We start from the raw sequence: 23,564 nt of genomic DNA on the forward strand, positions 1-23,564 counted from the left end.
CGCCGCGGGGGCGGGCGCGGCGTCGCCGCCGCCGGACCCGTCGCCGATCACGGCGAGGTCGGTACCGACCTCCACGGTCTCGTCCTCCTGGACGAGGATCTGCTCGAGCACGCCCGCGACGGGCGACGGGATCTCGGTGTCGACCTTGTCGGTCGAGACCTCGAGCAGCGGCTCGTCGACGGCGACGGTGTCGCCGACCGACTTGAGCCAACGGGTGACGGTGCCTTCGGTGACGGACTCGCCGAGGGCCGGCATCTGCACGTTCTCAGACATGACCTGCCTGGTCTCCTTCGATCGTTGGGGTCAGTTGTGGGCGTGCAGAGGCTTGCCGGCCAGGGCCAGGTGCGCCTCTCCGAGTGCCTCGTTCTGGGTGGGGTGGGCGTGGACCAGGGCGGCGACGTCCTCGGGGTACGCCTCCCAGCCCACGATGAGCTGGCCCTCGCCGACGAGCTCGCCGACGCGCGCGCCGATCATGTGCACGCCGACGACGGGACCGTCCTTGCGGCGCACGAGCTTGACGAAGCCGCTCGTCCCGAGGATCTTGCTCTTGCCGTTGCCGGCGAGGTTGTACTCGAGGGACTCGACCTGGTCGGCCCCCCACGTCTCGACGGCGTCGGCCTCGGTGACGCCGACGGACGCGATCTCGGGCTCGCAGTACGTGACGCGCGGGATGGACGACTCGACGATCGGCGTCGGGTCGAGCCCGGCGATCTGCTCCGCGAGGAAGATGCCCTGCGCGAACCCGCGGTGCGCGAGCTGGAGGCCGGGCACGATGTCGCCCGCGGCCCAGATGTTCCCGACGCCCGTGTGCAGGCGCTCGTCGACGATCACGAACCCGCGGTCGAGCGTGATGCCCTGCGCCTCGAACCCGAGGTCCGCGGTGCGCGGTCCGCGCCCGACGGCGACGAGCAGCAGCTCGGCCTCGAACGTCTTGCCGGACTCGAGCGTGACGGTGACCCCCGAGTCGGTCTCCTTGACGCCCGCGAACCGGTCGCCGAGCGAGAACTTGATGCCGCGCTTGCGGAAAGCACGCTCGAGCGACTTGGAGAGCGCCTCGTCCTCGTTGGGCACGAGGTGGGGCAGCGCCTCGACGATCTGGACGTCGGCGCCGAACGACTTCCACACGCTCGCGAACTCGACGCCGATGACGCCGCCGCCGAGCACGACCACCGACGTGGGCACGCGGTCGAGCCCCAGCGCCTGGTCGGACGTGATGACGCGGCCGGCGATCTCGAGGCCCGGGAGCGAGCGCGAGTACGAGCCGGTCGCGAGCACGACGTGGCGGCCGGTGTAGCGGGTGCCGTCGACCTCGACGGTGTCCTGCGACACGAGCCGGCCGTGCCCCTCGACGAACGTGATGCCGCGCGAGGAGACGAGCCCCTGGAGCCCCTTGTAGAGCCCGGCGACGACGCCGTCCTTGTAGCTGTTGACGCCTGCCATGTCGATGCCGTCGAACGTGCTGCGGACGCCGAACTTCACGCCCTCCCGGGCGCCGTCGGCGAGCTCGGCCGCGTGGAGCAGCGCCTTGGTGGGGATGCACCCGTTGTGCAGGCAGGTGCCACCGAGCTTGCCCGACTCGACGAGCGCGACGGAGAGACCGAGCTGGGCGGCGCGCAGCGCGGTGGCGTAGCCGGCGCTGCCTCCGCCCAGGACGACGACGTCGAATGGTGTGCCGGGTTCGGCCACGTGCGACTCCTTCAGCGAGGGGAGAGCGAGGGCGGACGTCCACGGCACGTCGGCGGGCCTCGCGAGAACCGCTGGCCCACGGTGCGTGAACGTTCTCCGGGTGCCATCTTGGCACCTCGGGCACGGGCTCCCCAATCGAAACCAGGGCCTCGCGGCTGTGACGCTGCAGACAGCGGCGCCCACCGTATGACCAGGGTCACGCTGTACCCTGCCGCTGTGCCCCGGCTGCCCAAGCTGTCCAGCCTGTTCTCCCGCCGCCCCGCGACGACCCCGTCCGCGACCGGCGGCTCCGCCGCGCCGTCGGACGCCCGCCGCGCGACGCTCGCCCACCTCCAGGACTTCGTGCGCACGCGCGTCGGGGTCGAGGCGTACGTCGAGCCGCCCACGCAGGACACCGGGGCGACGCTCCTGCTCATCGCGACGACGGGGGAGTGGACGCGGCGCCGTGTGCCCGACGAGAAGACGGCGTTCGACGTCGCCGGCTCGCTGGGCGTGCCCGTCTACAACGTCCGCTTCACCGGCTACCCGCAGCGCATGCGGGACTGGAACTCGCGCCAGCGGCAGCGCCGGAGCTCCTGACCGGCCGACCGGGCGGTCTGCCGGGTCGAGCAGGTGGTCCCGGCCCGTCCGGGCGACGGGACCGGCGAGGACCACCTGCTCGGCGAGGCCGGTCAGCGCTGCGCGCGGCCCTCGACGAGCCCGAGCAGCGTGCGGACGGCGACGCCCGTGCCGCCGACCGGCGTGTACCCGTGCGCGGAGCCCTCGTTGAACGCCGGGCCCGCGATGTCGAGGTGCGCCCACGGGGTCTCGCCGACGAACTCCTGGAGGAACAGGCCCGCGACGAGCATGCCGCCGAACCGGTCGCCGATGTTCGCGAGGTCCGCGACCTTCGACTTCAGCGAGGCGCCCAGCTCCTCGGGCAGCGGCATGGGCCAGAACTGCTCGCCCGCGGCGTCCGCCGCCGCGACGACCTCGGCACGCACGTCGTCGGCACCCATGACGGCGGAGACACGGTTGCCGAGCGCGACCATCTGGGCGCCGGTGAGCGTCGCGACGTCGAGCACGACGTCCGGCTTCTCCTCGACCGCCGCGACGAGACCGTCGGCCATGACCAGGCGGCCCTCGGCGTCGGTGTTGAGCACCTCGACGGTCTTGCCGCCGCGGATCGTGATGACGTCCGACGGGCGCTGGGCGGTGCCGGACGGCATGTTCTCCGCGAGGCACAGCCAGCCCGTCACGGCCACGGGCAGCCCGAGGCGTGCGGCGGCGACGACCGTCTGGAGCACGGCGGCGGCGCCGGCCATGTCGGACTTCATCGCCTCCATCCCCTTGGCGGGCTTGATCGAGATGCCGCCCGAGTCGAACGTGATGCCCTTGCCGACGAGCGCGACCTTCGCGGCGGGCCGCGACGGCGCGTAGGCGACCTTGACGAGGCGCGGACCGCGCGCCGAGCCCTGGCCCACGCCGACCAGGCCCCCGTAGCCGCCCGCGGCGAGCGCCTTGTCGTCGAGCACCGTGACCTTGAGGCCCTTGGCGCCGGAGTCCTTGACGGCCTGCTTCGCGACGTCGGCGAACGCGGCCGGGAAGAGGTCGTTGGGCGCCGCGTTGACGAGGTCGCGCGTCGCGTTGACCGCGGCCGCGACGACCTTGGCCCGCTCGACGGCGGCCTTGGCCGCGGAGCTGCGCGCGCTCCCGGCGAGGATCTCGACGGTCGCCGGGAGGCGGCTCGCGGCCGAGGTCGCCGCCTCGTCCGTGCGGTAGCGCGCGAACGCGTAGGCGCCGAGCAGCGCGCCCTCGGCGACGGCGCCGAGCTCGGCCTCGTCCTCGACGGGCAGCGCGACGGCGACCGACGCGGTGCCGGCGAGCGCGCGCAGCGCGGCACCGGCGGCGCGACGCAGCGCCTCGGCGCTGAAGGTGCCGTCGGCGCGCCGCGCGCCGAGGCCCACGAGGACGAGCACGTCGGCCTTGAGCTCGGGCCCGGCGGGCAGCTTGCGGACCTCGTCGGCCGCGCCCGTGATGCCGAGCGCGGGTGCGAGGTGCTCGAGGGCCGCGACCACCGGGCGGGGCAGGTCGCCCCCGACGATCGCGACGCCGTCGGACGTCGTGTGGGTGCCGACGACGAGCGCGTCGACCTTGGCACCGGCGGGATTCTTGCTGGAGACGGTCAGTTCAGCCACCCCGCGATGCTATCTCCGGGCGTGCCGGCCGTGCTCCCGCGAGAGCGACGGGACCTGTGGACCGATTCCATGGCCGCGGGCCGCCCCCGGTACGCTCGGCCGCGTGGTCCTTCCCCTCCTGCTGCTCGTGGTCGCGGCGTGCGTCGCGCTCGCCGGCTGGGCGCTCGTGTTCGTCGCACGCGACCGTGCGGTGATCCTCCGCCAGCTCTGGGGGGCGGCGGTGATCGAGGGGCTGATCCTCGTGCAGGCGGTGGTGGTGGGCGTGCTCGGCGCCACCGGGACCGCGCCGAGCGACCCCGTGCTGCTGTGGGGCTACCTCGTGACCGCCCTCTTCATCCTGCCCGTCGCCGCGCTGTGGGCCTTCGCGGAGCGCTCGCGCTGGAGCTCGGTCGTGCTCGCGGTCGCCGCGCTCACCGTCGCGTTCCTCGAGTGGCGCCTGTGGCAGATCTGGAACGCCTGACCTGGAGGTCCTCGCCATGAGCGCACCTGCCGCCCCGGACGGGACGCCGCGCCCCCGTCGCACGAACACCGGCTTCGGCCGGGTGCTCGTCGCCGTGTACGGGATCTTCGCGCTCGCGGCCTCGGCCCGCGCGGCCGTGCAGCTCCTGCGCGACTGGCACGAGGCGCCGCTCGCGTACGCGCTGTCTGCGCTCGCGGCGGCCGTGTACGTCGTCGCGACGGTCGCGCTCGCGCGGGGCGGTGCCGTCGCGCGCCGGGTCGCGTGGGTCGCGGTGGGCGTCGAGCTCGTCGGCGTGCTCGCCGTCGGCGCCTTCTCGCTCGCCGACCCCGAGGCCTTCCCCCGCGCGACCGTCTGGTCCGGCTTCGGGCAGGGCTACGGCTACGTGCCGCTCGTCCTGCCCTTCGTGGGGCTGTGGTGGCTCTGGCGCACCCGTCCGGGCGCCGCCTCGCAGGACGACACCCCGAGCACCACCAGCACCCGCACCACCACCGACGCCCCGGAGGACGCCGCATGACCCGCCGCCGACCGCTCCTGTACGGGCTGCTCTTCGACACCGTCTTCCGTCGGATGGACCCCGAGCGCGCGCACCACGTCGCGTTCGACCTCATCGGCGCCGTCGGCCGCGTGCCGGTGCTGCGCGACGTCGTGCAGGGGGCGCTCGCGCCCTACCTGGGCCGCGCGGCGGGGGGTCGGGGCAGCGTCGAGGTCCTGGGCAAGGTCTTCCCCGCGCCCTTCGGTCTCGCGGGCGGGTTCGACAAGGACGCGCGCGCCGTGCGCGGGCTCACGATGCTCGGGTTCGCGTTCGTCGAGATCGGCACGGTCACGGCGCACGCGCAGCCGGGCAACGAGAAGCCGCGCCTGTGGCGCGAGCTCGACGTGATGGGCGTGCGCAACCGCATGGGCTTCAACAACGAGGGTGCCGCGGCGGCCGCCCGCCGGCTCGAGGCGCTGCGCTCGACGAGGTCGGGGCGCGCCGTGCTCGTGGGGGCCAACATCGGCAAGACGAAGGTCACGCCCGCGGCCGAGGCCGCGGCGGACTACGCGACGAGCGCGGGGCTGCTCGCGCCGTACGCGGACTACCTCGTCGTCAACGTCTCCTCGCCCAACACCCCGGGCCTGCGCGACCTCCAGGAGGTCGAGTCGCTGCGCCCGATCCTCGTGGCGGTGCGCGAGGCCGCCGACGCCGCGACCGCGGACGCGGGGGTCGCCCGGGTGCCGCTGCTCGTCAAGATCGCGCCCGACCTCGCGGACGAGGACGTGGACGCGGTCGCCGACCTCGTCGACGAGCTCGACCTCGACGGCGTCGTCGCCGTGAACACGACGATCGGGCACGACCGCGGGCCCGGCGGGCTGTCCGGCCCGCCCGTGCGCGCACGCGGCCTCGCGGTCGTCGCGCGCCTGCGCGAGCGCCTCGGCTCGCGGCGCGCGATCATCGGCGTCGGGGGCATCACGACCGCGCACGACGCCCGCGACTACCTGCACGCGGGGGCCGACCTCGTTCAGGGGTACACCGGGTTCCTCTACCAGGGCCCGCTCTGGGCGGCGCGCATCAACCGGTCGCTCGCGCGCCACCCGGAGCCGGGCGAGCACGTGCGCGGCGCCGAGGCGAGGGAGGCACGATGATCCGGCCGCAGTGGGTCTGGGAGCTCGACGACGCCGAGGGTCGCGTCCTCGCCGCGCCGGTGAGTCCCGTCTTCACGACGCAGTACGACGCCGAGCAGTGGCTCGGCGAGACGTGGCGCACCTTGGCCGCCGAGGGCGCCGCCGTCGCGCGGCTCCTGCACGACGGCACGCAGGCGACCGCGTCCGTCGAGCTCCGCTCTCGCTGACCGCGTCCGTCACGTACCGACGGCCCGGCGGCATCATGCCGCCACGCGTGACCACGCCGCGGCGAGCCGCGGGACGGCCCGCTCCAGCTCCTCGGGCGGGCGCGAGAACGTGAGGCGGATGCGGTCAGCGGCGCTCCCGTCCGGGGTGAACGTCGGGCCGGCGTTGACCAGGACTCCCTCCGCGGCCGCCGCAGCGGCGAACGCCTGAGCGACGGGCGCGCCCACGTCGACCCAGAGCGACAGACCGCCCTCCGGGACGTGCACCCGCCAGTCGGGGAGCGCTGTGCCCAGGAGCCCGCACAGCAGGTCGCGCTGGGCGCGCAGCATCCGGCGGCGCTCGGCGAGCACGCTGCCCGCGTCGTCGAGCAGCTCGACGACGGCGAGCTGCTCGAGCACCGCGGTCGCGATGTCGGCGGACTGCCGCGTGCGCGCGAGCCGCGCGACGAGGTCGGGGTGCGCGCGGACCCACCCGACGCGCAGCCCGCCCCAGAACGACTTGGACGCCGAGCCCACGGTGACGACGAACGGCGACGTCCCGTCGCCGGCGAGCGGCTCGGTGACGGGGCCGACGGCGTCGGGGTCGCCGTCGAGGTCGAGGTCCGTGAGGGTCTCGTCCCCGACGACGGTCACGCGGTGCCGCGCCGCGGCGTCGCGCACCCCGGCCCGCTCCTCGGCCGTGAGCGTGTAGGCGGTCGGGTTGTGGAAGTCCGGCACGAGGTACACCAGTCGCGGGGAGACCTGGCGCAGCGTGGATCCGAAGAGGTCGACGTCGAACCCGGGCGCGTCCCGGTCGCGGCCGGGGTGCGCCTCCCGGTCGCCGCGCCCCACGGGGACGGGCACGAGCCGTGCCCCGGTGCGCCGCAGCGCCTCCATCGCGTGGTAGTACGTGGGCGACTGCACCACGGCGCGGTCGCCGACGCCGAGGAGCGTGCCGGCGAGCGTGGTGATCGCGTGCTGGGCACCGGTCGTGACGAGGACCTCGTCGGGCGTCGTCGGCGTGCCGCGCCGCGTGTGGTGGTCGGCGATCGCCTCGCGCAGGACGCCGACGCCGTACGGCTCGTACCCGCCTCCCGACAGGTACTCGGGGAGGCGTTCGAGCGCGCGCGAGTACGCGCCGTGCAGCCCGCTCGGGGCGGCGGACGTCGCCTGGGAGAGGTCGGCGAGGTCGATCGGGGCGACGTGCGGGGCGGGTGCGGGCGGCGCGTCGCCCCCGCGCGCGCGAGGTGCGGTCCGGGGTCGCGTCGCGCGGGGGAGCACGACGACGGTCCCCGACCCCGTGCGCGAGCGTGCGAAGCCCAGCTCGCGCAGCCGCCCGTACGCGGCCGCCGTGGTGGTGCGGGAGACGCCGAGCGCGACGGCGAGGTCGCGCTCGGAGGGGAGCCGCGTGTGCGGGGCGAGCGTGCCGGCGAGGACGGCGGCGCGCAGCGCGTCGGCCAGCGCGGTGTACGCGGGGCCGCCCGCGTGCCAGCGACCCAGCAACCGCGCCGCGGCGGCGGGGGAGAGGTGGCGGTGGACGTCGACGGACCCGAGCGGGGCGAGGCTCATGGGGCCACTCTCTCGCGATTGGCTATGGATGTCGATGCCACTTGGTCGTCAGGATGGCTCGCATGAGCCCCACCCGTCGTGCCGTCCAGCTCCTCCTCGGCCTGCTCGCCTATGCGCTCTCCATGGCGATGCTGCTCCACGCGGGTCAGGGCGGGATGCCGTGGGACGTCCTGCACCAGGGCGTCGTGCTCCGCACCGGGCTGCCGTTCGGCGTCGTCGTCGGATCCCTCAGCGTGCTCGCGCTGCTCGCGTGGATCCCGCTGCGGCAGCGGCCCGGGATCGGGACGATCGCGAACGTCGTGGTCATCACCCTGACCATCGACCCGGCGATCGCGCTCGTGACGCGCCTCGTGCCCGACCCCGGCGTCGCCGCGAGCGTCGCGCTCGCCGTCGGCGGGATCGTGCTCAACGGGCTCGCGACCTCGGCGTACCTCGGGGTGCGCCTCGGGCCCGGCCCGCGCGACGGGCTCATGACCGGCCTGGTCGCGCGCACCGGCTGGTCGGTGCGCCTCGTGCGCACGCTCATCGAGGTCGTCGTCGTGTCGGTGGGCTGGGTGCTCGGCGGCACGCTGGGCTGGGCGACGATCGCCTACGCGGTCGGCGTCGGGCCGATCGTCCAGCTCACCGCGCGCTGGTTCGCCCCGCGAGGGCTCGCGGACCAGCGCCCCGCCCGGGTGCGTCGTCGGGCGCACGTCAGGACGGAGCCGCGGGAGCCGGTCGCCGCGACCACAGGCCCCCGGCCGGACGAGGGGGGCATGCCCGAGACCGGCCGGTGAGGAGACGACGACGGCCCCGACGATCGCCGGGGCCGTCGTCGCGCGTGGTGCGCCGTAGTCAGGCGACGCGCGTCTGCGGCGCGTTCTCGGCGGTCTTGCCCGGGTCGCGCTCGACGGCGTCCCCGAGGACGTCGTCGATGCGCGCCAGGAGCTCGGCCGGGATCGTCACGCCCGACGCCTCGACGTTCTCGGCGACCTGCTCGGGTCGGGAGGCCCCGACGAGCGCCGCCGCGACGTTGTCGTTCTGGAGGACCCACGCGACGGCGAGCTGCGGCATGGTCAGGCCCAGCTCGTCCGCGACGGGCTTGAGGCCCTGCACCCGGGTCAGGACGTCGTCGGTCATGAACTGCGAGATCCCGCCGCGGCCCGCCTTCTCGTCGGCCGCGCGCGAACCCGCGGGCGCCGCCTGGCCGGGCAGGTACTTGCCCGAGAGCACGCCCTGGGCCATCGGGGACCAGACGATCTGCGACAGGCCCAGCTCGCGCGAGGTCGGCACGACCTCCTCCTCGATGACGCGCCACAGCATCGAGTACTGCGGCTGGGAGGAGATGAGCTGGAACCCGAGGTCCTGCGCGAGCGCGTGGCCCGCGCGGATCTGGTCCGCCGTCCACTCGGAGACGCCGATGTACAGGGCCTTGCCCTGCCGGACGATGTCCGCGAACGCCTGCATCGTCTCCTCGAGCGGCGTCTCGGTGTCGTACCGGTGCGCCTGGTAGAGGTCGACGTAGTCGGTGCCGAGGCGCTTCAGGGAGCCGTTGACCGACTCCATGACGTGCTTGCGCGACAGGCCCGTGTCGTTGGGGCCGCCGGGGCCGGTCGGCCAGTAGACCTTGGTGAAGATCTCGAGCGACTCGCGACGCTGGCCCTTCAGCGCGTCGCCGAGGACCTGCTCGGCCTTCGTGTTCGCGTAGACGTCCGCGGTGTCGAACGTCGAGATGCCGGCGTCGAGTGCCGCGTGGACGCACGCCGTCGCGACGTCGTTCTCGACCTGGGAGCCGTGGGTGAGCCAGTTGCCGTAGGTGATCTCGGAGATCTTGAGGCCGGAGTTGCCGAGGTATCGGTAGCGCATGGTCGCGAGCCTACGGCGGAGGGCGAAGCGCGCGCGTCCGCTGGGCGCGTGGGGGCCGCGTTCACACGTCGTCGTCCGGGGCCGTCGGCCGGACGGGCTCACCGTCCGGGCCGAGCGGTTCGACGAGCGCGAGGTCCTCGACGGCGGGGTCGATCCAGCGCTGGTAGCCGGGCCCGGTCTGCGCGGTCTCGAAGCGCACCGCGACGCGCCCGTCGTCGCCGACGCGCACGACCCACCCCCGACCGTCGGTCGCGGTCTCGACGTCCAGGCCGGGCGCGAGGAGAGCGGCCGTCGCCCGGACCGGGCCAGTCGCCGGTGTCGTGGGCGCTGCCTCGGCGGCGGCGGGCGCGGGAGCCTCGTGCTCGTCGGTGCCGAGCGGCAGCATGAGCTGGGCGTGCTCGGAGAGTCCGTGGAACGCGACGCCGAGCAGGCGGACGGGCTCGGAGACGTCGGCGAGGCGGAGGGCGCGGTGCGCGGCGTCGCGCAGCGCGCCGTCGTCGGCCGTCGGCCGGGGCAGCGTCACCGAGCGGGTGAGGGTCGTGAACGACGCGAGGCGCACCTTGACGACGACCGTGCGTGCCGCGACGGCGTGCCGCTCCAGACGGGCCAGCGCGGCGTCGACCACGGGGTCCAGCGCCGCGTCGACCGCGGTGCGGCCGTGGAGGTCGGCGTCGAAGGTGTGCTCGGCACCGGCGGACTTGCGCTCACGCACCGTCGCCACCGGCCGGTCGTCCCAGCCGCGCGCGATCCGGTACAGGTTGGTGCCGCCCGCCTCGCCGGCCATCTGGAGCAAGGCGTCGATCGGTTGGCGGCGCAGGTCTGCGACGGTACGCACCCCGTGCTCGTCGAGTCGCGCGGCCGAGACCGGGCCGACGCCCCAGAGCGCCCGCACGGGCAGGTCGAGCAGGAACGCGTCCTCGTCGGCTCCCTCGACGACCCGGACGCCACCGGGCTTGGCCGCCTCCGAGGCGAGCTTGGCGACGAGCTTGGACCGGCCGAGCCCGAGGGAGACCGGCAGCCCGCTCAGCTCGCGCGCCCGCTCCTGGATCCGCCGGGCGAACACGTCGAGGTCGGTGCTCGGCGCGACGGCGGTCGCGACGTCCGCGAACGCCTCGTCGATGCTCACCGGTTCCACGAGGTCGGTGACCTCGCGCAACGCGGCCATGATCCGGGCGGAGTACGCCGCGTACGCGGCGAACCGCGGCACCACGACGACCGTCGACGGAGGGCACAGCCGCCGTGCCTGCTCCATCGGCATGGCCGACCGTGCGCCGTACTGCCGTGCCTCGTACGACGCGGTCGCCACGACGCTGCGCGGGCCGACGCCACCGACGAGCACCGGCCGCCCCCGCAGCGACGGCCGCTGGTGCTGCTCGACCGCCGCGAAGAACGCGTCCGCGTCGAGGTGCGCGATCGTGGGGCGGGCGCGCAGCACCGGAGCGTACGGTGCGCGGTCAGTACTCACCGCCCTACTCTGCCCCGGCCGTCCCACAGCAGCGGCCCTCGGGCCCACGAGCGGCGGCACGTACGGTCGACGAGCCAGGTGGCGAGCGCCCGGGGACGGGGGATGCTCCCGGCCCGTGCGGGTAGGCGGCGGCAAGACCGAGGGCACGCAGGGGACGGATCCACGAACGACCCCGTCGGCCGTCCACTGCGGGCGACGGGGGTCGTTCGTGGCGGCTGTCAGCCGACCTCGCTCCGGACCGCGGACTGGGCGAGGGCCCACTCGAGGGCGCGGTCGGCCACGGCCTCCCAGCCCGGCGCTGCGCAGGTCCAGTGGTCCCGGCCCTCGAGCTCGACGTACTCCGTCACCGCGGGGGAGCGGTGGTAGTGCCTGGCGTTGGACCGGTTGACGGCCGGCGGCATGATGTGGTCCTCGCTGCCGGCGATGAAGAGGAGCGGTGCCCGGTCCGCGGTGTAGTCGACCCAGGTCTCCTGGGGTCCGGGCTTGAAGTTCGCGAAGAGGCCGTACTCCCACACCCACGCCCCCGGGGCGGCGATCGCGTAACGGTCGTAGACGCGCTGCGACTCCTCCGCGCTGAGGGTGTTGGTGAACGCGTAGTGGAACTCCTCGGGCGTGAACGCGACCGCTCGGCGACGGTTGGCGGGGTTGCGCAGCGCGGGGAACAGGGAGCGGGCCTGGGAGACCGGCGTCACGTGCACCCCCTCGGTGGGTGCGGAGTCGATCACGACCGCCGCCGCCCCCAGACCCCTGGCCAGCAGCAGCTGCGTCATGACGCCGCCGAACGAGTGACCCATGATGATGGGCGGGGTGGCGAGCTCCTCGACGACCGCGGCGAGGTGGTCGACGGTCTCCGGGACGGTGAGGTCGGCGATGACCTGGGGGTTCTCCCGCAGCGCCTCGACCTCGATCTCGAAGCCCGGGTACGCGGGGGTCAGGACGGTGAGGCCCTTGGCCTCGTAGTGCGTGACCCAGTGCTCCCAGCTGCGCGGGGTCATCCACAGGCCGTGGATGAGGACGACCGTGTCCGGTCGGGTGACGTCGTTCATGGTGCGTCTCCTTGATGTGCTCAGGCGTCGATGAAGGCGAGGAGGTCGGCGTGCAGCCGTTCACGGTCGGTGTCGGGCAGGGCGTGACCGCTGCCCTCGTAGACCGTGAGCACGGCACCGTCGACGAGGTCGGCCGTGCGCAGGCCGCCGACGGAGAACGGGACGATCTGGTCGTCGTCGCCGTGGATGACGAGGGTCGGGACGTCGATCGCCGCGAGGTCCGGGCGGAAGTCGGTCGCGGAGAACGCGGCGATGCACTCGTAGGCGGCACGGTGGCCGCACGCCATGCTCTGCAGCCAGAAGGCGTCGCGGAACCCCTGCGGGACGTCGTTGTTGCGGTTGTGGCCGAAGAACGGGCCGTCGGCCAGGTCGCGATAGAGCTGGGAGCGGTTCGCCACCTCGCCGGACCGGATCCCGTCGAAGACGGCGAGCGGCAGCCCGTCAGGGTTGTCGTCGGTCTGGAGCATCAGGGGCGGTACGGCCGAGACCAGCACCATCTTGGCCACGCGGGCGGTGCCGTGCCGCCCGACGTAGCGGGCGATCTCGCCCCCGCCGGTGGAGTGGCCCACGAGCGTCGCGTCGGAGACGTCGAGCGCGTTGAGCAGCTGGGCGAGGTCGTCGGCGTAGGTGTCCATCTCGTTGCCGTGCCAGGTCTGGCTCGACCGGCCGTGCCCACGACGGTCGTGGGCGATCGCGCGGTGGCCGTGCTCGGCGAGGAACAGCGCGGCCGCCTCCCAGGCGTCGGCGTTGAGCGGCCAGCCGTGGCTCAGGACGACGGGGGTCCCCTCGGTCCCCCAGTCCTTGTAGAAGATCTGCGCGCCGTCGTCGGCGGTGATGTAGGGCATCGGGTCCTCCGCGGTCGGAGTGTGGATCGGGCCCTTCGAGACTCGCCCGCCCTTCGCCGGGCCGGACCACGTGCCGCTCGTAGTCCCGAGCGAGCCGGCGCCGCTCGGCGTCCTCAGGTGTCGCGGTCGGAGATCCGGTCGGCGAGCTGGCGCCGGGACGAGATCCCGAGCTTCTGGAAGACCTTGCGGAGGTGGTAGTCCACCGTGTTCGGGCTGATGAACAGGTTGGCGCCGATCTCGGCGTTCGTCCGCCCGCCGGCGGCGAGACGCGCGACGGTGAGCTCCTGCGCCGTGAGGTCGAGGTGCTTCGTCCGGCCGTCGACGCGCGCCTCTGCGTCGACCACCCTCAGCTCGGCGAGGGTCCGGGCGACGAAGAGCTCGGCGCCGCTGTCGTGGAAGTGGTCGAGCGCGAGCCGTAGCTGGCGGGCGGCGTCTCGGCGACGCCGGGCGCGGCGCAACCACTCGCCGTAGAGCAGGTGGGACCGTGCCAGGTCCATCTCCGCCCGCGTCGTGGCGAGCGCGTCGAGGGACGCGACGTAGTGCGGCTCGGCGTCGTCGTCGGCCGCCGTCAGCGCGAGCGCGCGCTCGGCGACACCTCGGCACCATGGTGACCCGTTGGCGTCGGCGCGCCGAGCCAGGTCCTCGACGTAGGCGTTCGCCTCGTGGGCGTGCCCGCTGCGGACGGCCGCCTCGACGAAGTCGCCGTACTGGCTGGGTGTCACGTGCAGGAACGGCCGGGTGACGAGCGGGAGATGGCGTTCGTAGGCGTCGCGGTAGCTGCCGTCGGCGAGGTCGCGCACCACGAGGGCCGCGACGCCCGAGGACGTGACCCCTCCGAAGCCGGTCTCCAGGGCACCCTGCGCGACCGCGAGGACGATCTCGTGCGGGGTGCCGTTCCAGGCCAGCACGGCCGCGTTCACGACGTTCTCCGCGTCGTAGCCCATGGCGCGGCGCACCTCGCGGACGAGGTCGTCGGCGCGGGCGGCACGTTGCAACGTCCCGCCGCACAGCTCCGAGATCGCCGTCGTCCACAGGATGCTGTCGAGCTGCTGCAGTGCGCCGGCGTCCCGGGCGGCCCGCGCCGCCCGTCCCAGCGCGTCCGCGCGGCCGGCGTCGTCCCACAGGAACGTGCCCAGCGACGCGATGGCGCTGTGCCTGCGCATCATCTGGTCGTCGGGCAGCGCGAGGATCGCGTCCAGGGCACCTCGTGCGGGGCCGACCGCCTGGTCGTAGGGGTCCAGGACGAGTGCGCCCAGCCCCCGCAGGATGGTCCCGGCTGGCCCCGGCGCGAGCTCCGCGCCGGCGACGAGGCGACGACCCAGCTCGTCGGGCGTGACGCCGACCATCGCGAACTCGGCCGTGCAGCTCATCTCGAACGCCTGCAGCAGGGCGCGCTGCTCGCGTTCCACGTCGTGGCCGTGGAAGTGGCGGGCTGCGTCCAAGCACGCGGCGGTCGCTCCCCGCACGCCGTCGGCGTCGCCGACGAACATGCCGAGCGCGCTGCGCACGAGCGTCACGCGTCCCTGGGCCACCGGCCCCGCCGCCGAAAGGTCGGACTCCTCGACGAGGCGCATGGCGACGTGCGCGGCACCCGCGGCCAGTGCGGCCTCCGCTGCTGCGGCCTGACGGTCCTCGCGCGCCGGCCCGGGCGGTGTGAGCTCGGCGGCCCTGGCCAGGATGCTGGCTCGCGAGGCGAAGCCGCCTCGTCGCGCGGCGAGGTCGGCGGTGTGGGCGAGCCGGCCAGCGACCGCCTCGTCCGTCCCGACGACCGCACGGGCCGCGTGCCAGGCCTCCGGCTCGACCAGACCGAGCCGATCAGCCGCGCGCGCCAGCGCGCGGTGCACGTGCCGTCGCTCGGCCCCCGAAGCGGCGTTGTAGACGGCGGACCGCACCAGCGGGTGCCTGAACTGCACCGCGGGTGCCAGCGAGAGGAGGCCGGCCAGCTCCGCACGGTCGCCGTCGTCGGGGTCCAGGCCGAGCGCTCGCGCTGCGTCGGACACCAGGTCGACGTTCCCCGTCGGGTCCGCCGCCGCGAGCAGCACCCAGCGTTGGACGGAGGCCTCCGTCTGACGCACCCGGCGCACGTAGTGCTCTTCGAGGTGGCGACCGATCGGGACCGGCTCGTCCGAGATGCCCAGGTCGGGCAGCTCGTGCACCAGTGCCTCGCCCGCGAGGTCGATCAGCGCGAGCGGGTTGCCGCCCGTCGCACGGGCGATCGCCATGGCGGCCGGCGGTGCGAGCGGACGGTGTGATGAGCGGTTGAGCAGACGCACCGCCGTCTCGGGGTCGAGCCCCGTGAGCACGAGGTGCGGGACTCCCGTCAACCGCTCGACGAGCACGGGCTCCTCGCGTCCGGCGAACACCATCGCCACGCGTTCCGCGGCCAGTCGGCGCGCGACGAAGGCCAGGACGTCCAGGCTCTCGGGGTCGACGAGATGGGCGTCGTCGACGGCGCACACGACCGGCTGTCCGGTGCTCGCCGCTGCGAGCAGGCTCAGCATGCCGAGTCCGACGAGAAAGCGGTCGGGAGCAGGGCCGTCCGCCCGCCCGGACGCGACGGAGACGGCCTGGCGCTGTCTCGCCGGGATCGAGTCCAGATGATCGTGCAGCAGGGACACGAGGCGCTGGACCGCGGCGAAGGCCATCGACGACTCGGACTCGTACCCGTCGGCGTGCAGCACCGTGAGTCCGGGCTCCCGCGATGTCGCAGCCACCAGAGTCGTCTTGCCGATGCCGGGCTCGCCGAGGACCGCCATCGCGCCGCCGCGACCGTTGCGCGCACCGCTGACCAGCGCGTTGAGCTGGTGCCGTTCGCCGACCCGGCCGAGAAGGGGCCCACCGTCATGCATACGCACAAGATAGGGAACGTGCCGGCGTCGCGACCAGGCGTGGAACGACATCGCTGCGGCGCCGTCGCCCGGCCTGGCACGTCCGGTCAGGTGCGACCGGGACGGAGAAGCGGCTGCATACTCCGGCTCGGCCGTCAGCTCGTCGCCCAGACCCCCAGCTCGTTGCCGCTCGGGTCGAGGAAGTGGAACCGGCGGCCGCCCGGGAACTCGTACGGGCCCTCGACCACCTGACCGCCCGCGCTCTGCACGGCGGCGAGGGTCGCGTCGAGGTCCGCGGAGAACAGCAGGACGAACGGCCCGCCCCGCGAGACGTCGGCCGCCTCGGCCAGGCGCAGCCCGCCCGCCTCGTCCTCGCCCGACTCCGCGGCCGTGCGGATCCCCGCGTACCCGGGACCGTAGGGGACGAACTCAGCACGCGAGGCCGCGTCCGTCGACCGCGCGACCGGAACCCGGCTGCGCGTGACGCAGGTCACAGTTGAGGTTGCCCCGGGGTCAGGGTGAACGCTCGTCGTCGACGGCAGGGAGCCGTCACCAGCACCGAGGGAGCACCCCCATGACCACCACCCCGTCCGCCGTCGCCGACCGCCCGCACGTGCGTGAGACGCTCGCCACCCTGGTGGACGACCGCGTCCTCGGCATCTCCCTGCGCGTCCACGACGCGCAGGGAGAGTGGGCCGCCGCCGCGGGCCTGGCCGAGCTCGGCGGGACCGCCGCGCCGTCGGTCGACAGCCACACGCGCATCGGCAGCAACACCAAGACCTTCACCGCTGCGCTCGTCCTGCTGCTGGTGCACGAAGGCCGCCTCGGCCTCGACGACTCGGCGGCCACCCACCTGCCCGAGCTCGGGCTCGACCCGCGCATCACCGTCCGCATGCTGCTCCAGCAGACCAGCGGCGTCTTCAACTTCACCGGCGACGCCGCCGCCGACGGCACGTGGGAGACGGGGATGCCGAGCAACTACGGGCCGGCGGCCCGCGAGTGGCTCGACGCGCGGTTCGAGACGCATCGCCCGCAGGACCTGGTGAGGTTCGCGCTGTCGAGGGCGCCGCGGTTCGAGCCCGGCACGAGGTGGAGCTACTCCAACACGAACTACGTGCTGCTCCGCCTGCTCGTGGAGAACGTCACCGGACGCACCCTGGCGGACGAGATGAACCGGCTGGTCAGCGGGCCGCTGGGTCTGACGGGCACCGTCGTGCCGGACGCGTCGCCGGACCTGCCCGAGCCGCACGCCCACGCCTACGTCCGTTACGAGGAGGACGGCCAGGAGCAGACCGTCGACGTGTCGCGCCACGACCCGTCCTGGATCTCGACGGGCGGCGACATGATCTCGACCCCCCGCGACCTCGCGACGTTCTTCTCCGCGCTGCTCGGCGGCAGGCTCCTGCCAGCCGCCCTCGTCGAGCAGATGTGCGACCGGTACGCCACCCCTCTCCCGGGCATGGGGTACGGCCTGGGCGTGTTCGTCCTGGAGACGGAGGACGGGCGCACGCTCGTCACCCACAACGGGGGCATGGCCGGCTACGCGACGCTGATGTTCGGAACGCCGGACGGCAGCACCGTCATGGCCGCCGCGGTGAACTGCGTCGACGACCCCGAGATGACCATCCAGAGCGCCTTCCAGGAGGTGCAGAAGTCCCTTCTCGCCGCGGTGTTCCCGGGCGACGGCGTCGTCCGCTGACCCATGGTCCGGGCACCCCTGCCCGGGGTGCCCGGACACCCCTGCCGTCGTGACCAGCGGCGACGCATACTGGGGCCATGGCAGACGGGGTCACGATCGGGCAGGCGGCGGCCTTCGTCGGCGTCACCGTGAAGACGGTGCGGCACTACCACAAGGTCGGACTCGTCGAGGAGCCCGAGCGCGACGGCTCCGGCTACCGCCGGTACGGCTCCGCCCATCTCCTGCGGCTCGTCCGGGTCCGAGCGCTCGCCGCTGCGGGCGTGCCGCTGGCGGAGATCGCGGACCTGCTCGACGCGAACCCTGACGCGCTCGCCGTCGGCCTCGCCGCCGTCGAGCGCACGCTCTCCGAGCGCATCGACGAGCTGACGGCGCAGGCGGCGGCGCTGCGTCGGCTCGCCGACGGTGACCGTGCCCTGCTGCCCGACGCCGCCGTCGCCCTCCTGGACCGCATGCCCGGTCTCGGGTTCCCGGCTTCGGAGGTGGCTGCGGCGCGCGAGGGCATGGTGCTGGCCCGGGCTCTGGTCCCGGACAAGTTCGACGACTACGTCGCGGGCGTCACCGAGGCCGTGGACGACCCGGCCTTCGTCGCCCTGATCCATCGGGGCGTCGAGACGTCCGCCTTGGAGCCGGACGACCCGCGGGTCGCGGAGTACGCCGGCGCGATGGCCGACCACTTCCTCGCTCACCCGGAACGGCTGCGGATCGTGACCAGCCTGCGCGCGCGCACCGACGCCGCTGCCCGCTACGAGATGATCGCGCACCACGGCGAGGCCGAGGGGACGGCCGCCGCACAGGGCGTCGCTCTGGTCGAGGGCCGCCTGCGGTCTGCTGGCGTCCGCATCCCGGCGAGGGAGGCCGGACGCCTGGGCGACTGACGAGCGTCCGACGACGAGCCGTGCGGCAGTGCGGCGGCCCCGGGTGCGGCGGAGCGCGTACGCGCTCCGCCGCACCCGCCCGATCCCCGTCGACCTGCTAGAGGTTCACCGGGCGCAGGACGGCGGTGATGCCGTGCGCGATCTGCGCGTTGCCCTTGTTCAGGTCGAGCTGTGACCTGATCAGGAACGGGTCCACGTCGTTCCGGTCCTGGTCGACCAGGCGCACCAGCGGCACCCAGCGGCTGATCACGTCCACCCGCACACCGGCACCCTGCGCCGTGGGGAGCACGGCGTCGTCCGATCGCAACGCCGTGCGGGAGCCGATCGTGGCACCCGGGACCACGTGGTACAGCAGGACCTGCTCGACCGCGTCGATCCCGACGGTTCCCGCGATCGACTCGAGCGCCGCCTGCTCCGTGCGCGGCCACCGGTGCGTGAGGTCCCACGCGAAGAGCTGGAACGCGCGGTCGTTCGGCACGAAGGCCGTCAGGGGCACGGTCCCGTCCGCCAGCACGGCGACCGGGCTCGAGGGCTTGGCCGCGAGCACCGCAGCCACGGCCTGGTCGAGGACGTCGAAGTCGTGCGGGTCGCGATCGAACGTGTCGCCGTCCGCTGCGAGCACCTGGGCCAGGCTGGTCGTTCCGGGCGTGCTGGCCGCGGCGGGCTGGGCTGCCACCACCACACCCGCCAGGCCGAGTGTCGCGGCGCCCACGGCCGCGATCGAGCATCGAAGAGCGTGTCGAAGGGTCATCGTCGAGTCCTTCCGTCTCCACACGAGGCAGTTCGCACTGCCGAGCGCCATGGTGGCGCCCGTCCTTCCTTCCGTGCGGATCCCGCTCTCGGATGCACCTCGGCGGGAACGAGATCCGAGGTGCCGACGACCTGCAGAGCAAGGCGTCCGACGCTCTGAGCAGCGACAAGGGCGAGATGGTGTCCGACGCGTCGCTGGACGGGGTGCGACGCGGCGTCGAAGGCGACGGGGGAGAGCGCGACGACCCGAGCCCCTCTCCTCGGCGTGAGGAACGGGGCCCGGGTGCGCGCTCGCTCAGCGAAGCAGGGCCTCGACGCGTTCGGCGCAGTCCGCGCCGGAGCGCGTGGCCTCGTCGACGACGACGCGCGCGAGGTCTCGCAGACGGACGTTCTTGTCGTTCGACGCCCGCTTGAGCAGACCGAACGCTTCGTCGGGGTCGACGCCGTGCGTCGCGACGAGGATGCCTTTCGCCTGCTCGATCGGTCCGCGTCCCGCCGCGGCCGCCGCGATGTCGCGGTGCGCCCTCTCCTCCCCGCCGGCGGCCACCGTGGAGGTGATGTCGACGAAGTACCCCAGGAGCTCGACGACCATGCCCGTGACCGGGTCGCGACGACCCTGGCCGACGATGACGAGGTAGCGCTCCTTGCCGCTGGCGTCCATGATGCGGTGCACGCTCGAGAACGGTTCTCCGGTTGCCCGCGCCTCGTCGAGGATCTGCCGCACCCGGTCGCGGTCGTCGGGGTGCTTGTGCGCCAGGACGAGCTCGGTGGTCGGTACCACCTCGCCCGGCTCGAAGCCGTGCACCCGGTACGTCTCAGACGACCACCACCAAGTGCCGGTGGCCAGCTCCAGGCGGTACTGGCCGATCTGCTGGCTCGCACCGCGGGCCAGGGCGTGCTCGATGGCATGGTCGTCCACGGACATCGTCGTGCTCCGTCTTCTCCAGAGGATGAGGAGCCAGGTCCAGACTCGACCCTTCGACCGTAGTCCCGATGCGCCGGGGGCGACAGGTGGCGTGCACCCGGAACCGGTTCGTATGGTGAAGATGCGGCCGAGGCGCCGCAGGGGGCACCGGCCAGTGAAGAAGCCCGCGGCCGGTGCGCCTCTTTGTCCAGGGCAGTCCGCTACAGCTGATCGACGAACGACCGCAGCTCCTGCGCATAGCGCTCGGGTTGCTCGAACGGGGCGAAGTGGCCGCCACGGGGCGGTTCGGTGGCGTAGACGGTGTTCGCGACGCGGTCGAGCCAGGCGCGCGGGGGCCGGACGACGTCGCCGGCGAAGACGGAGAACCCGGACGGCACCTCGACGTAGCGGGCGAGCTGCTCGCGGGGGATCGCGGCGTTGGCCCGGTAGGCGCGCAGCCCGGCCCCGAAGGTGCCGGCCGCCCAGTGCTCGGTGACGAGGGCGAGGACCTCGTCGCGCGTGTACACGGACTCGAGGTCGCCGTCGCAGTCGCTCCACGACCGCAGCTTCTCGACGACCCACGCCGCGAGCCCGGCGGGGGAGTCGGTGAGGCCGACCGCGAGCGACTGCGGCTTGGTGGCCTGCACGGCGGCGTAGCCGCCCTCGGTCGTGCGCCACCGTGCGCTCTCCTCCAGCCAGTCGCGCTCCTGGGGCGTGAGCGACGCGGGGTCACCTGCGAACAGGGGCAGCCCGGCGTCGGTGCGGTGCACCGCGATGACCCGGTCGGGGAAGTCGAGCGCGAGGAACCGGGCGACGTGGCTGCCCATGTCCCCGCCTGCGACGAGGAACCGGTCGTAGCCGAGGGCGGTCATGAGCTCGGCCCACAGGGCGGCGACCGTGCGGTTGTCCAGGGCCGGGCCGGTGGGGATGTCGGAGAAGCCGAAGCCGGGCATGTCGGGGACGACGAGGTCGAAGGTGCGTCGCCCCGCTCCGTCCGAGGCGGCGGGGGCGCCGGGGTCGGTCAGGAGCGGGACGACCTTGCGGTACCGCCACGCGGAGTCGGGCCAGCCGTGGGCGAGCAGGAACGGGAGCGGGGGCGCGTCACCGGGTCGCGGGGTCGCGAGCGCGTGCAGGAGGTGGACGCGGGTCCCGTCGATCGTGGCGCGCCGGCTCGGGAGCGCGGAGAGCTGTGCCTGGTGCGCGGAGAAGTCGAAGCCGTCGGCCCAGTACGCCACCAGGTCGCGCAGGTACGTGACGTCCGTGCCGGCGTCCCACCCGAGCCCGTCCGGGGCGTCGACCCACCGGGTCGCCCGCAGGCGTGAGCGCAGGTCGTCGACCACCGCGTCGCAGATCCGGGGCGTGAAGCTCTCGAGGTCGGTCACGCGCTGCGCCATGACGTCGAGGCTAGCGGGCTGCAGGACGCCCACGGGCGGCTACTCCGGGTAGACGCCGTGCTTCTTGTGCGTCGGCTTGGGCAGGCGGGCCCGGCGGAGCTGGAACGCGCGCATGACGGCGTACATGACGGTGCCCTTGGGGACCTCGCCGAACTTCGCGAGCAGGCGCTTGCGCAGACGGCGCCACATGATGAATCCGTCCACGACGGTCAGCAGCACGATGACGTAGAGCGTCATCACCGTGAGGAACGCGAGGTCCTGGTTCTGCGCGGTGAGGAACGAGAAGACGATGAACACCAGCGCGACGGGGAGGAAGAACTCGCCGAGGTTCCAGCGCGCGTCGACGTACTCGCGCACGTAGCGCTTGACCGGGCCCTTGTCGCGCGGCGGAAGGTAGCGCTCGTCGCCGGTCTGCATCGCCTGGTACTGGCGGTCGCGCATCTCGCGCTGCTTCTCCCGCGCGGACTTCGCGGCGGCGCGACGGTCGTTCGGCACGAGGGGTCGCTTGTTCGCGGCCTCGGAGACCTTGCGCTTGGGCGTCGGGCGGCCCTTGCCGGCTACCTCGATCTCGGCCGCCTGCTCGACGGGGTCGGGGGCGGCGGGCGTCGCGGCGGGCTTGTTGCGGGAGAACACCCCTCCAGGGTAGTCGAGCCGGAGAGGTGCCCGGCATCGGTTCCGGGCCTGGCAGGGGTAGCGGGGCGGCGCACGAGGCAGTATCGTTACAGGGCGAAACGTAATGCTTCCACGTCGAGGAGGACCCGTGAGCCCCACAGCCGAGACCCCCGAGACCACCGCCGTCAGGGCGGGACCCCGCGAGTGGGCCGGGCTGACCCTGCTCGTGCTCCCGATGCTCATGGTCGCGACCGACCTCACCGTGCTCTTCTTCGCGCTGCCCTCGATCACCGCGGACCTGGACGCCTCGGCCACGCAGGCGCTGTGGATCGCCCACGTCTACGGCTTCCTCATCGCCGGGACGCTCGTCATCTCCGGGCGGCTCGCGGACCGCATCGGTGCGCGTCGCCTGCTGCTCGTCGGAGCGACCGCGTTCGCCGTCCTGTCCGTGCTCGCCGCGACCGCGACGAGCGCAGAGGCGCTGGTCCTCGTCCGGGCGCTGCTCGGCGTCGCGGGCTCGACCCTCATGCCCGCGCTCTTCTCCCTCTTGCGCGTGATGTTCCGTGCCGACGCGCAGCGGCGCCTCGCCATCGCGATCCTGTTCAGCTCGTTCTCGGTCGGGGCCGCGATCGGGCCGGTCCTGGGCGGGGTGCTCCTCGAGCGGTTCTGGTGGGGGTCCGTCTTCCTCGTCAACGTGCCGCCGATGCTCCTGCTCGTGCTCCTGGGGCCGCGGCTCCTGCCGCGTGGACGCGGGACCGGCGGAGGGCGTCTCGACCTGACGAGCGTCGGCCTGTCCGTCGCGGGCATGCTCGGCGTCGTCTACGGCCTCCAGGAGCTCGCGGCCGGTCCCTCCGGAGGCACGACGGCGCAGCGCGACGCGGCCGTGCTGGTCGCCGGCGCGCTGGTGCTCGGGCTCTTCGTCCGACGCCAGCGCCGGCTCCCCGACCCCCTGCTCGACCTGCGGCTCGTCACCGCGCGACGGCCGGCCGCCGCCCTCGGCACGCTGCTGCTCACCGGGATCGGCGTCGTCGGCGTGTACTACCTGTTCACGCAGCACCTGCAGCTCGCGGCGGGTCTCGGTCCGCTCGAGGCGGGCCTGTGGACTCTGCCGTACGTCGCGGTGAACATCCTCGGCGCGCTGCTCGCCCCGGGCCTCGCCTCCCGGTTCCGCTCCGAGACGGTCGTCGCCGCCAGCCTGGTGGTGATCGTCACCGGGGCCGTGCTGACCGGGGTGGTCGGGTGGGCGGACGTACCCGTGCCGGCGCTCGCGGCGTCGGTCGCGGTGCTCGGCCTCGGTCACGGCGCCGCGGCCGCGCTCGTGAGCGACCTCGTCATCTCGTCGGCGCCGCCCGCGCAGACGGGTTCAGCCGCCGCGACGCAGGAGGTGTCGGCCGAGCTCGGCACGGCCCTCGGCATCGCGGTGGCCGGGGTCGTGGCCGTCGTCGTGCAGCGCTCGGCACTCCGGGACGCCGCGGCCCCCGCGGGTGACGGCGCGTCCGCCCTGGCGCTTCCGGCCTACGCGTTCGTCGGCGCGTTGCTCGTGGGTCTGGCGGCCGCGCTCGTGGTCAGGTTCCTCGTGCGCCCGGCCCGTCGCGGCTGACCGT

The 23,564-nt window shown here is 73.9% G+C and carries 23 protein-coding genes; 9 read left to right on the top strand and 14 right to left on the bottom strand.

Going from position 1 to position 23,564, the window contains the following annotated elements:
- Together FB00_RS17765 and lpdA are read right to left on the bottom strand one after the other, a co-directional pair.
- Positions 1 to 273: biotin/lipoyl-containing protein (locus tag FB00_RS17765; protein WP_047234251.1), on the bottom strand; the 273-nt coding region annotated here is incomplete at its 3' end.
- A gap of 30 nt (positions 274 to 303) precedes the next feature.
- Entirely contained in the window at positions 304 to 1,686 is a 1,383-nt protein-coding gene (gene lpdA / locus FB00_RS17770; protein ID WP_047234281.1) for a dihydrolipoyl dehydrogenase, read from the bottom strand.
- A gap of 225 nt (positions 1,687 to 1,911) precedes the next feature.
- Here lpdA and FB00_RS17775 point away from each other — a divergent pair, with 225 nt between their 5' ends.
- The gene (locus tag FB00_RS17775; protein WP_231581925.1) at positions 1,912 to 2,265 is read left to right on the top strand and encodes an oxidoreductase; all 354 of its coding nucleotides are present in this window, start codon (positions 1,912 to 1,914) and stop codon (positions 2,263 to 2,265) included.
- A 92-nt stretch (positions 2,266 to 2,357) separates the two neighbouring features.
- Here FB00_RS17775 and FB00_RS17780 read toward each other — a convergent pair whose 3' ends face one another.
- Positions 2,358 to 3,863 (bottom strand): leucyl aminopeptidase, encoded by a 1,506-nt coding sequence (locus FB00_RS17780; RefSeq protein ID WP_047234253.1) that lies wholly within the window; start codon positions 3,861 to 3,863, stop codon positions 2,358 to 2,360.
- 103 nt (positions 3,864 to 3,966) lie between these two features.
- On the opposite strand from FB00_RS17780, the gene FB00_RS17785 reads away from it, so the two are divergent.
- Genes FB00_RS17785 through FB00_RS17800 form a run of 4 tightly spaced genes read left to right on the top strand, consistent with a single transcriptional unit; the run spans position 3,967 to position 6,152 of the window.
- Complete coding sequence (locus FB00_RS17785; RefSeq protein WP_047234254.1) at positions 3,967 to 4,323, top strand: hypothetical protein; 357 nt, start codon at positions 3,967 to 3,969, stop codon at positions 4,321 to 4,323.
- Between the two features lie 16 nt (positions 4,324 to 4,339).
- The gene (locus FB00_RS17790; RefSeq protein ID WP_047234255.1) at positions 4,340 to 4,837 is read left to right on the top strand and encodes a hypothetical protein; all 498 of its coding nucleotides are present in this window, start codon (positions 4,340 to 4,342) and stop codon (positions 4,835 to 4,837) included.
- On the top strand, positions 4,834 to 5,946 hold the full coding sequence (locus FB00_RS17795) for a quinone-dependent dihydroorotate dehydrogenase (RefSeq protein WP_047234256.1): 1,113 nt from the start codon (positions 4,834 to 4,836) through the stop codon (positions 5,944 to 5,946). The genes FB00_RS17790 and FB00_RS17795 overlap by 4 nt, the downstream gene beginning before the upstream one ends.
- Positions 5,943 to 6,152, top strand: a complete 210-nt coding sequence (locus tag FB00_RS17800) for a hypothetical protein (RefSeq protein ID WP_047234257.1) — start codon at positions 5,943 to 5,945, stop codon at positions 6,150 to 6,152. Before FB00_RS17795 ends, FB00_RS17800 begins: the two co-directional genes overlap by 4 nt.
- Positions 6,153 to 6,185: 33 nt before the next feature.
- Here the strand turns inward: FB00_RS17800 and FB00_RS17805 are convergent, their stop codons facing one another.
- Positions 6,186 to 7,697, bottom strand: coding sequence for a PLP-dependent aminotransferase family protein (locus FB00_RS17805; RefSeq protein ID WP_047234258.1), 1,512 nt, complete (start codon positions 7,695 to 7,697; stop codon positions 6,186 to 6,188).
- 62 nt (positions 7,698 to 7,759) lie between these two features.
- Here FB00_RS17805 and FB00_RS17810 point away from each other — a divergent pair, with 62 nt between their 5' ends.
- Positions 7,760 to 8,473 (top strand): YczE/YyaS/YitT family protein, encoded by a 714-nt coding sequence (locus tag FB00_RS17810; RefSeq protein WP_231581922.1) that lies wholly within the window; start codon positions 7,760 to 7,762, stop codon positions 8,471 to 8,473.
- 58 nt (positions 8,474 to 8,531) lie between these two features.
- On the opposite strand, the gene FB00_RS17815 is transcribed toward FB00_RS17810, so the two are convergent.
- The 6 genes from FB00_RS17815 to FB00_RS22465 all read right to left on the bottom strand — a co-directional run bounded on the left by FB00_RS17815 (position 8,532) and on the right by FB00_RS22465 (position 16,220).
- A complete protein-coding gene (locus FB00_RS17815; protein WP_047234259.1) occupies positions 8,532 to 9,542 on the bottom strand; it encodes an aldo/keto reductase family protein in 1,011 nt (336 codons plus the stop codon).
- A 61-nt stretch (positions 9,543 to 9,603) separates the two neighbouring features.
- Complete coding sequence (locus FB00_RS17820; protein WP_172820067.1) at positions 9,604 to 11,007, bottom strand: DNA polymerase IV; 1,404 nt, start codon at positions 11,005 to 11,007, stop codon at positions 9,604 to 9,606.
- Positions 11,008 to 11,225: 218 nt separating this feature from the next.
- On the bottom strand, positions 11,226 to 12,053 hold the full coding sequence (locus FB00_RS17825) for an alpha/beta hydrolase (RefSeq protein WP_047234260.1): 828 nt from the start codon (positions 12,051 to 12,053) through the stop codon (positions 11,226 to 11,228).
- A 20-nt stretch (positions 12,054 to 12,073) separates the two neighbouring features.
- The gene (locus FB00_RS17830) at positions 12,074 to 12,898 is read right to left on the bottom strand and encodes an alpha/beta fold hydrolase (protein WP_047234261.1); all 825 of its coding nucleotides are present in this window, start codon (positions 12,896 to 12,898) and stop codon (positions 12,074 to 12,076) included.
- Between the two features lie 113 nt (positions 12,899 to 13,011).
- Entirely contained in the window at positions 13,012 to 15,747 is a 2,736-nt protein-coding gene (locus FB00_RS17835) for a helix-turn-helix transcriptional regulator (protein WP_047234262.1), read from the bottom strand.
- 134 nt (positions 15,748 to 15,881) lie between these two features.
- Positions 15,882 to 16,220, bottom strand: coding sequence for a VOC family protein (locus FB00_RS22465; protein WP_197088850.1), 339 nt, complete (start codon positions 16,218 to 16,220; stop codon positions 15,882 to 15,884).
- Between the two features lie 80 nt (positions 16,221 to 16,300).
- Here FB00_RS22465 and FB00_RS17845 point away from each other — a divergent pair, with 80 nt between their 5' ends.
- Complete coding sequence (locus FB00_RS17845) at positions 16,301 to 17,425, top strand: serine hydrolase domain-containing protein (RefSeq protein WP_082141474.1); 1,125 nt, start codon at positions 16,301 to 16,303, stop codon at positions 17,423 to 17,425.
- Between the two features lie 77 nt (positions 17,426 to 17,502).
- Complete coding sequence (locus FB00_RS17850; RefSeq protein WP_047234265.1) at positions 17,503 to 18,300, top strand: MerR family transcriptional regulator; 798 nt, start codon at positions 17,503 to 17,505, stop codon at positions 18,298 to 18,300.
- A 97-nt stretch (positions 18,301 to 18,397) separates the two neighbouring features.
- Here FB00_RS17850 and FB00_RS17855 read toward each other — a convergent pair whose 3' ends face one another.
- The 4 genes from FB00_RS17855 to FB00_RS17870 all read right to left on the bottom strand — a co-directional run bounded on the left by FB00_RS17855 (position 18,398) and on the right by FB00_RS17870 (position 21,981).
- Positions 18,398 to 19,051, bottom strand: a complete 654-nt coding sequence (locus FB00_RS17855; protein ID WP_052877767.1) for a fasciclin domain-containing protein — start codon at positions 19,049 to 19,051, stop codon at positions 18,398 to 18,400.
- Positions 19,052 to 19,345: 294 nt separating this feature from the next.
- Complete coding sequence (locus FB00_RS17860) at positions 19,346 to 19,969, bottom strand: PAS and ANTAR domain-containing protein (protein ID WP_231581923.1); 624 nt, start codon at positions 19,967 to 19,969, stop codon at positions 19,346 to 19,348.
- Positions 19,970 to 20,175: 206 nt separating this feature from the next.
- A complete protein-coding gene (locus FB00_RS17865) occupies positions 20,176 to 21,348 on the bottom strand; it encodes an epoxide hydrolase family protein (protein WP_047234268.1) in 1,173 nt (390 codons plus the stop codon).
- A gap of 39 nt (positions 21,349 to 21,387) precedes the next feature.
- Positions 21,388 to 21,981: a DUF3043 domain-containing protein gene (locus FB00_RS17870; RefSeq protein WP_047234269.1), complete on the bottom strand. Its 594-nt coding sequence runs from the start codon at positions 21,979 to 21,981 to the stop codon at positions 21,388 to 21,390.
- A 127-nt stretch (positions 21,982 to 22,108) separates the two neighbouring features.
- Between FB00_RS17870 and FB00_RS17875 the strand changes: the two genes are divergently transcribed.
- Positions 22,109 to 23,560: an MFS transporter gene (locus FB00_RS17875; RefSeq protein ID WP_047234270.1), complete on the top strand. Its 1,452-nt coding sequence runs from the start codon at positions 22,109 to 22,111 to the stop codon at positions 23,558 to 23,560.
- Positions 23,561 to 23,564 lie beyond the last annotated feature (4 nt).

The sequence above is a fragment of the Cellulosimicrobium funkei genome (assembly GCF_001019615.1).
Classification (GTDB): Bacteria; Actinomycetota; Actinomycetes; order Actinomycetales; family Cellulomonadaceae; genus Cellulosimicrobium; species Cellulosimicrobium cellulans_E.